The organism is Blastococcus sp. OS1-29, assembly GCF_057628075.1.
The window spans coordinates 489,085-495,628 of record NZ_JBXXJK010000004.1; the positions used below are offsets into that span (position 1 = coordinate 489,085).

Consider the following 6,544-nt stretch of genomic DNA (forward strand, 5'->3'; position numbering starts at 1 on the left):
TTCTTCAGTCGCGGAAGACCAGGGCTCCGCTGACCTCCCGCACCAGCTCGTCCCACAGCGGGCGGAGCGCGGCGGCGTCCTGGGCGAGGAGCGTCGCGGCCGGCTCGCGCTCGCCGCGGGCGATCTCGCGGCCCAACGGGGAGCTCGGGGAGAGCAGGTCCTCGACGCGGGTCAGCTTCGCGTACTCGGCCAGGTCGCGGACGCCCTCGACCGGCTGGACGAAAGCGCTGTGGTGCACGAGTCCGGCCGCGCCGTCCGCGACCTCGCCCAGGACCTCCGACAGCTCGGTGAGGTCGTAGCGGTCCTGGTCGGCCGGCAGCGGCGCGGTGTCGGTGTCGGCGACCTCGGCCCAGGAGGCGATCTCCATGAGGTCGTGCTGCTCGGAGCCCTTCACGAACCGCGCGAGATCGGCGGGGGTGTCGAAGAGGAACACCTCGCCGTTGCGGCCGAGGAAGCGGGCGACGTCCTCCACGTAGCAACGCAGGGTGAGCCCGGCGCCCTCCGGCACCACGATCTCCACCGGCAGGATGCCGACGGACTCCCAGAACTTGCCCGCCTCGGCCACCTCGGCGGCGGAGGCGGAGATCCGGCCACCGCGGGCGATCGTCCGGACGCCCGGCTGGTCGTCCTCGGCGGTCACCACGTCCTCGGGCACGTCCTCGGCGTCGACGTCCTCGACCTCCGAGGCGGCCGGGTAGTCGTCGATGTCGACGCTGCCCGCCCCGGTCCAGTCGAAGTGCTCGGAGAGCTCCTCGACGACGTCCTCCCAGAGGTCGTCGAGCACGCCACCGACGCCGACCCAGGCGTCCTCGCCGGAGCGGCCGACGAACGCCTCGACGCCGAGGCCCAGGGAACCGATCTCGGGCTTCGCGGCGAGCTCCGCGACCGCCTCGAACTGGTCCTCGGTGTCGGCGTCGTCGAGTTCCTCGTCGGGCTCGGGTGTGGTGTCGAGGCACTCGGCGAGGCGGCTGACGATGTCGATCGTCGCCGCCAGTTCTTCCACCGCCCACCGGTCGGGGTTCTCGGCCGCGATGTCGTAGACGCCGTCGAGGTCGAACCGGTGGTCGTCGTCAGGCGTGAGGTCCGCGGCGTCGAGCTGGGTCACGACCGGCCAGACCGGGTGGTCGGCCAGGTCGTGGTCGGTGTGCGTCTTGCAGTACGCGGCGAGGGCGGACGGCGTGGGGAACAGGTGCACCGTCGCGATGTCGTCCTCGGTGGTGCCGAGGAACGCCTGCCACTCCTCGCCGTCCTCCTCCCACGGCGGTGCCCACAGGGTGTACCCGGTGCGGTCGTCGAGGGTCAGTGCGATGGGAACGATGCTCGGCCTGGCCACGGGGACACCCTGCCAGGTCTCCCTGGCGCCGCGCCCCCGGGTTGATCAGAACGTGTCGTTCAGCCGGCGCCGGCCGATGAGTCCGGGGCCGGGCAGGAGTCAGCCCCGCATGCCGAAGGTCACCGCGCACCTGTCCATCTCCCTCGACGGATACGTCGCCGGACCCCACCAGACCCGGGAGGAGCCGCTGGGCGTTCTCGGCGAGGACCTGCACCTCTGGCACTTCGGCCAGGGCGACAACGACGTCGACCGCGCGATGACCGCGCGGCTCCTTGCGCCGCGCGGCGCCTACGTGATGGGCCGCAACATGTACGCCCCGGACCGTGGCGAGTGGGCAGACGCCGCCGGGGGCGAGATGTGGCGCGGCTGGTGGGGCGAGAACCCGCCCTACCATGCGCCGGTCTTCGTGCTCACCCATTACCCGCACGACCCGGTCGAGATGGAAGGCGGCACCACCTTCCACTTCGTGACCGGGTTCGACGAGGCGATGGAGCGCGCACTCGAGGCGGCCGGGGACGACACGGTGACCATCGCCGGGGGAGCGAGCGCGGTCCGGCAGGGCTTCGAGGCGGGCGTGATCGACGAGATCATGCTCAACCACGCGCCGATCGTCCTCGGCGGCGGCGAGTCGCCCTTCGCCGGCCTCACGAACCTCCGGCTGCGGCCGATCGAGGTGCACGCGTCGCCGAACGCGACGCATGTCGTCTACTCGACGCGGGACGTGGAAGACATGCCCTAGTCAGCCGGTCGTCGGTCAGACGCCGATCGGGTGCCAGACGGTCTTCGTCTCCAGGAACGGCGTCATCCGGGAGAGCCCGGGGTCGGCCATCCAGTCGGGCTCGGCCGCCGGCGGACGGACGACGCGCTTGATCGTGCCGGCCGCCTCCCGCTCGAACTCCATCGCCCGGCCGGCGGGAGCGCCGGTGAGGTCGATTCCGTCGACGTCCGCGTGCTCGGCGAGCCAGGGCCCCAGCTCAGCCGAGTCGCCGGTGAGCAGGTTGACCACGCCACCGGGGACGTCGCTGGTCGCCAGCACCTCGCCGAGCGTCACGGCGGGCAGCGGGCGCTCCTTCGACGTCACGACGACCGCAGTGTTCCCCCCGGCGAGCACCGGCGCGAGCACGCTGACCAGCCCCAGCAGCGACGACTGCTGAGGCGCCAGGACCGCGACCACACCCGTCGGCTCGGGCATCGAGAAGTCGAAGTACGGGCCGGCGACCGGGTTGGCGCCACCGAGGACGGCGGCCAGCTTGTCGGTCCACCCGGCGTACCAGACCCAGCGGTCGATCGCGGCGTCCACGGCGGCCCGGGCCTTCGACTGCGACAAGCCCTCGCCGGCGGCGACCTCCTCGCAGAACTGGACGTGCCGGCCCTCCATCACCTCGGCCACGCGGTAGAGCACCTGCCCGCGGTTGTAGGCGGTCATCGCCGACCACTTCCCGAAGGCGCCCCGCGCCGCCACCACGGCGTCCCGGGCGTCCTTGCGCGAGGCCCACGCGGCGTTGGCCAGGAAGTGCCCCTTGGTGTCGGTGACCTCGTAGCTGCGGCCGGACTCCGAGCGCGGGAAGGCGCCGTTGACGTAGAGCTTGTAGGTCTTGCGGACGGCGAGACGGTCGGCACTCACTGCGCTGCACCCTTCAGGTAGCCGGTCAGCCCGTGGCGGCCGCCCTCGCGGCCGTACCCGGACTGCTTGTAGCCGCCGAAGGGCGACGTCGGGTCGAACTTGTTGAACGTGTTGGCCCACACGACGCCGGCGCGGAGCTGGTTCGCGATCTTGAGGATCCGCGAGCCCTTCTCCGTCCAGATGCCGGCCGAGAGGCCGAAGGTCGTGTTGTTCGCCTTGGCGACGGCTTCGTCAGGAGTGCGAAAGGTCAGCACCGACAGCACCGGGCCGAAGACCTCCTCGCGCGCGATGCGGTGCGCGGGGGATACGTCGGTGAACACCGTCGGCGGGAACCAGTAGCCGCGCTCGGGCAGGTCGCAGGCGGGCTGCCAGCGGTTGGCCCCCTCCGCCTCGCCGTAGTCCGACAGCTCCTTGATGCGGGCCAATTGCTCCGCGGAGTTGATCGCGCCGATGTCGGTGTTCTTGTCCAGCGGGTCGCCGACGCGCAGGGTGCCGATGCGTCGCTGCAACGAGGCGATGACCTCGTCGTGGATGTTCTCCTGCACGAGCAGCCGCGACCCGGCGCAGCAGACGTGGCCCTGGTTGAAGAAGATGCCCTGAACGATGCCCTCGACGGCCTGGTCGATCGGGGCGTCGTCGAACACGATGTTCGCCGCCTTGCCGCCGAGCTCTAGGGTCAGCGACTTGCGGGTGCCGGCGACCGCGCGGGCGATCGACCGGCCGACGTCCGTGGATCCGGTGAAGGCGACCTTGTCGACGTCCCGATGCTCGACGACGGCGCGGCCGGTCTCGCCGGCACCGGTGACGATGTTGACGACGCCGGGTGGGAGGTCGGCCTGCCGGCAGACCTCGGCGAAGAGCAGGGCCGTCAGCGGGGTGGTCTCCGCCGGCTTGAGGACGACGGTGTTGCCGGTCGCCAGCGCCGGCGCCACCTTCCACGCCAGCATCAGCATCGGGAAGTTCCACGGGATGACCTGACCGGCTACGCCGAGCGGCCGGGGGTTCGCCCCGAGGCCCGCGAAGTCGAGCTTGTCGGCCCAGCCGGCGTGGTAGAAGAAGTGCGCCGCGGCGAGGGGGATGTCGACGTCCCGCGACTCCCGGATCGGCTTGCCGTTGTCCAGCGACTCGAGGACGGCGAACTCGCGGGCGCGCTCCTGCAGGATGCGCGCGATGCGGAACAGGTACTTGCCGCGGTCGGCGGGGCGCATCGGGCCCCAGACGCGGGTGAACGCTCGGCGGGCGGCGGCCACAGCACGGTCGACGTCCGCCTCGCTGCCGCTGGAGACCTCGGTGAGGACCTCCTCGGTGGCCGGGTTGAGCGTCTTGAACGGCTCGCCGGTGCCGTCGACGAACTCGCCGTCGATGAAGAGGCCGTAGGACGGCGCGATGTCGACGATCGAGCGCGACTCGGGCGCGGGGGCGTACTGGAAGGGGCTGCTCATCTGGGGTCAGTCCACCGTGACGTAGTCGGGACCGGAGTAGTGGCCGGTGCGGAGCTTCTGCCGCTGGAGCAGGAGGTCGTTCAGCAGGCTGGAGGCGCCGAAGCGGAACCAGTCGGGGGAGAGCCAGTCGGGCCCGGCGGTCTCGTTGACCAGGACGAGGTGCTTCATGGCGTCCTTCGTCGTCCGGATGCCACCGGCGGGCTTCACGCCGATCTGGGTACCGGTCGCGGCGCGGAAGTCGCGGACCGCCTCGAGCATGACCAGGCAGACCGGGAGCGTGGCCGCGGGAGAGATCTTGCCGGTGGAGGTCTTGATGAAGTCGCCGCCGGCGAGCATCGCCAGCCAGCTCGCGCGCCGGACGTTGTCGAGGGTGACCAGCTCGCCGGTCTCGAGGATGACCTTGAGGTGCGCGCTCCCGCAGGCCTCCTTCACGGCCACGATCTCCTCGAACACGTCGAGATAGCGCCCGGCCAGGAAGGCTCCGCGGTCGATGACCATGTCGATCTCGTCCGCGCCGTTGGCGACGGCGTCCTTCACGTCGGCCAGCTTGACCGCGCGGCTCGCCCGTCCACTCGGGAAGGCGGTGGCGACCGCTGCGACGTGGATGCCGCTGTCCCCGAGCGCCTCCCGGGCGACGCCGGCGAGGTCGCCGTAGACGCACACGGCCGCGACCTGAGGGGTGGTCGGGTCGCCCGGATCGGGGCGGCGGGCCTTCGCGGCGAGGGACCGCACCTTGCCGGGTGTGTCCGACCCCTCGAGGGTGGTGAGGTCGACCATCGAGATGGCGGTGTCGATCGCCCAGGCCTTCGACGTCGTCTTGATCGACCGCGTGCCCAGCATCGCGACCCGCTGCTCCGCGCCGACCTGGTCGACGCCGGGCAGACCGTGCAGGAACGCACGGAAGGCGGCGTCGGAGCGGGTGACGTCGTCGTAGGGCGGCAGGGGTGCGGTCAACGCGCGCGCGTCATCGGGCAGCGCGTCGGGATCGAGCACGTGGGTCATGCGTTCATCATCCCCTGAGGGCACGCAAGCTCCGAACGCATGCTGCCCCGGGGGGTGAGCCTCTAGGATGGCCCCTCGCAGGTACCCCCGATGTTCCGGCCGCCGTCCGCCTGCTTGGCCCAGCCCAGGTGCTTGCCGGCGGCCGCGCTGGTGCACTGGCCGTGCTGGCTGTTGGCGTTCGGGGCGGCGCTCGCCGTGGCCGCTGTGACAACGCCACCGCCCAGCACGATCGCCGTGGCGGTCAGGAGCACAGCGAGTCTGCGGTGCGTGGCCCTCACCTCAGTCAGCCTCCTACGTTGCGGTGGTGGTCCCAGCCCAGGTGTTGACCCGGGTTGCACACCGCCGTCGACCGGCAGTCGTGCTCGCCCGTCTGGGACGGCGGGGCCGCGGTGGCGGGGCCGGTCAGGGAGAAGCCCACCGTCACGGCAGCGACGGTCGTCGCGGCGAGAAAACCGAGCCTGCGCAGCACGTCTGTCCCTTCGTCGGAACGAGGATGGCGGCACGCTAGCGCCGCAGGCGCCGCGTGCCCAGGGTTGGGACGACGACCGGTCGATGCCTGCACCGGATGGACGCGTAGGCGCAAGGGGGTTCCCGCATCTGTGGACAAGCCTTTGATCTGGGGATTCTGGGGTTGAACGGTCGGCGGGACCGGTATTATTCGTACATGTGTTCGAACGGTTCGGGTGACCCGCTGACGGATCTCGTGTCCGCCCTCGAGCGTCTGGCCGACCAGGACCTGAGCAGCCTGTTCGGCCCGCAGCTGCTGGAGCGGTCCCGCTCGCTGCTGACCGCGAAGAACCGGCTGGATGCGCAGCTGGCCCGCACCGTGCGGGAAGGGGAGCTGACGCAGGCGTCCGAGCACGACGGGGCGAAGACGATGCAGGCCTGGCTGCGCGGGCACGGCCGTTTCTCGGAGGGCGCGGCGCGGCGGCTGGTGCACTCCGGGCGGGCGCTGGCCCACCTGCCCGCCGTGGCGGCGGCGTTCGCCGCCGGGCGGGTGACCGCCGAGGCGGTCGCCGCGATCGCGCCGGTCGCCCGCGACGAGCACCGGGCCGCGGCCGCGGCTGCCGGGGTGGAGCTGGCCGCGGTGGATGCGGTGCTGGCCGACGCCGCCGCCACCCGCCCGCACAACGAGCTGGCGCA

General features: G+C 71.8%; 8 protein-coding genes. 2 read left to right on the forward strand and 6 right to left on the reverse strand.

Going from position 1 to position 6,544, the window contains the following annotated elements; translation table 11 throughout:
- Positions 1 to 4 precede the first annotated feature (4 nt).
- Positions 5 to 1,333 (reverse strand): hypothetical protein, encoded by a 1,329-nt coding sequence (locus AC2H4J_RS13510; RefSeq protein ID WP_487465386.1) that lies wholly within the window; start codon positions 1,331 to 1,333, stop codon positions 5 to 7.
- Between the two features lie 109 nt (positions 1,334 to 1,442).
- Here AC2H4J_RS13510 and AC2H4J_RS13515 point away from each other — a divergent pair, with 109 nt between their 5' ends.
- Positions 1,443 to 2,072: a dihydrofolate reductase family protein gene (locus AC2H4J_RS13515; RefSeq protein ID WP_487465387.1), complete on the forward strand. Its 630-nt coding sequence runs from the start codon at positions 1,443 to 1,445 to the stop codon at positions 2,070 to 2,072.
- Between the two features lie 15 nt (positions 2,073 to 2,087).
- On the opposite strand, the gene AC2H4J_RS13520 is transcribed toward AC2H4J_RS13515, so the two are convergent.
- The 5 genes from AC2H4J_RS13520 to AC2H4J_RS13540 form a co-directional block, all read right to left on the reverse strand.
- A complete protein-coding gene (locus tag AC2H4J_RS13520; protein WP_487465388.1) occupies positions 2,088 to 2,957 on the reverse strand; it encodes an aldehyde dehydrogenase family protein in 870 nt (289 codons plus the stop codon).
- Complete coding sequence (locus AC2H4J_RS13525) at positions 2,954 to 4,399, reverse strand: aldehyde dehydrogenase family protein (RefSeq protein ID WP_487465389.1); 1,446 nt, start codon at positions 4,397 to 4,399, stop codon at positions 2,954 to 2,956. The genes AC2H4J_RS13520 and AC2H4J_RS13525 overlap by 4 nt, the downstream gene beginning before the upstream one ends.
- A gap of 6 nt (positions 4,400 to 4,405) precedes the next feature.
- Complete coding sequence (gene deoC / locus AC2H4J_RS13530; protein ID WP_487465390.1) at positions 4,406 to 5,401, reverse strand: deoxyribose-phosphate aldolase; 996 nt, start codon at positions 5,399 to 5,401, stop codon at positions 4,406 to 4,408.
- 62 nt (positions 5,402 to 5,463) lie between these two features.
- Positions 5,464 to 5,679, reverse strand: a complete 216-nt coding sequence (locus tag AC2H4J_RS13535; RefSeq protein ID WP_487465391.1) for a hypothetical protein — start codon at positions 5,677 to 5,679, stop codon at positions 5,464 to 5,466.
- A 5-nt stretch (positions 5,680 to 5,684) separates the two neighbouring features.
- On the reverse strand, positions 5,685 to 5,870 hold the full coding sequence (locus AC2H4J_RS13540) for a hypothetical protein (RefSeq protein WP_487465392.1): 186 nt from the start codon (positions 5,868 to 5,870) through the stop codon (positions 5,685 to 5,687).
- A 195-nt stretch (positions 5,871 to 6,065) separates the two neighbouring features.
- On the opposite strand from AC2H4J_RS13540, the gene AC2H4J_RS13545 reads away from it, so the two are divergent.
- The coding region (locus AC2H4J_RS13545) for a DUF222 domain-containing protein (RefSeq protein ID WP_487465393.1) at positions 6,066 to 6,544 on the forward strand (479 nt) is incomplete at its 3' end.

Coding starts and splice junctions, on each gene's coding strand:
- AC2H4J_RS13515 (WP_487465387.1), top strand. CDS start 1,443: ATGCCGAAGGTCACCGCGCACCTGTCCATCTCCCTCGACGGATACGTC.
- deoC (WP_487465390.1), bottom strand. CDS start 5,401: ATGACCCACGTGCTCGATCCCGACGCGCTGCCCGATGACGCGCGCGCG.
- AC2H4J_RS13525 (WP_487465389.1), bottom strand. CDS start 4,399: ATGAGCAGCCCCTTCCAGTACGCCCCCGCGCCCGAGTCGCGCTCGATC.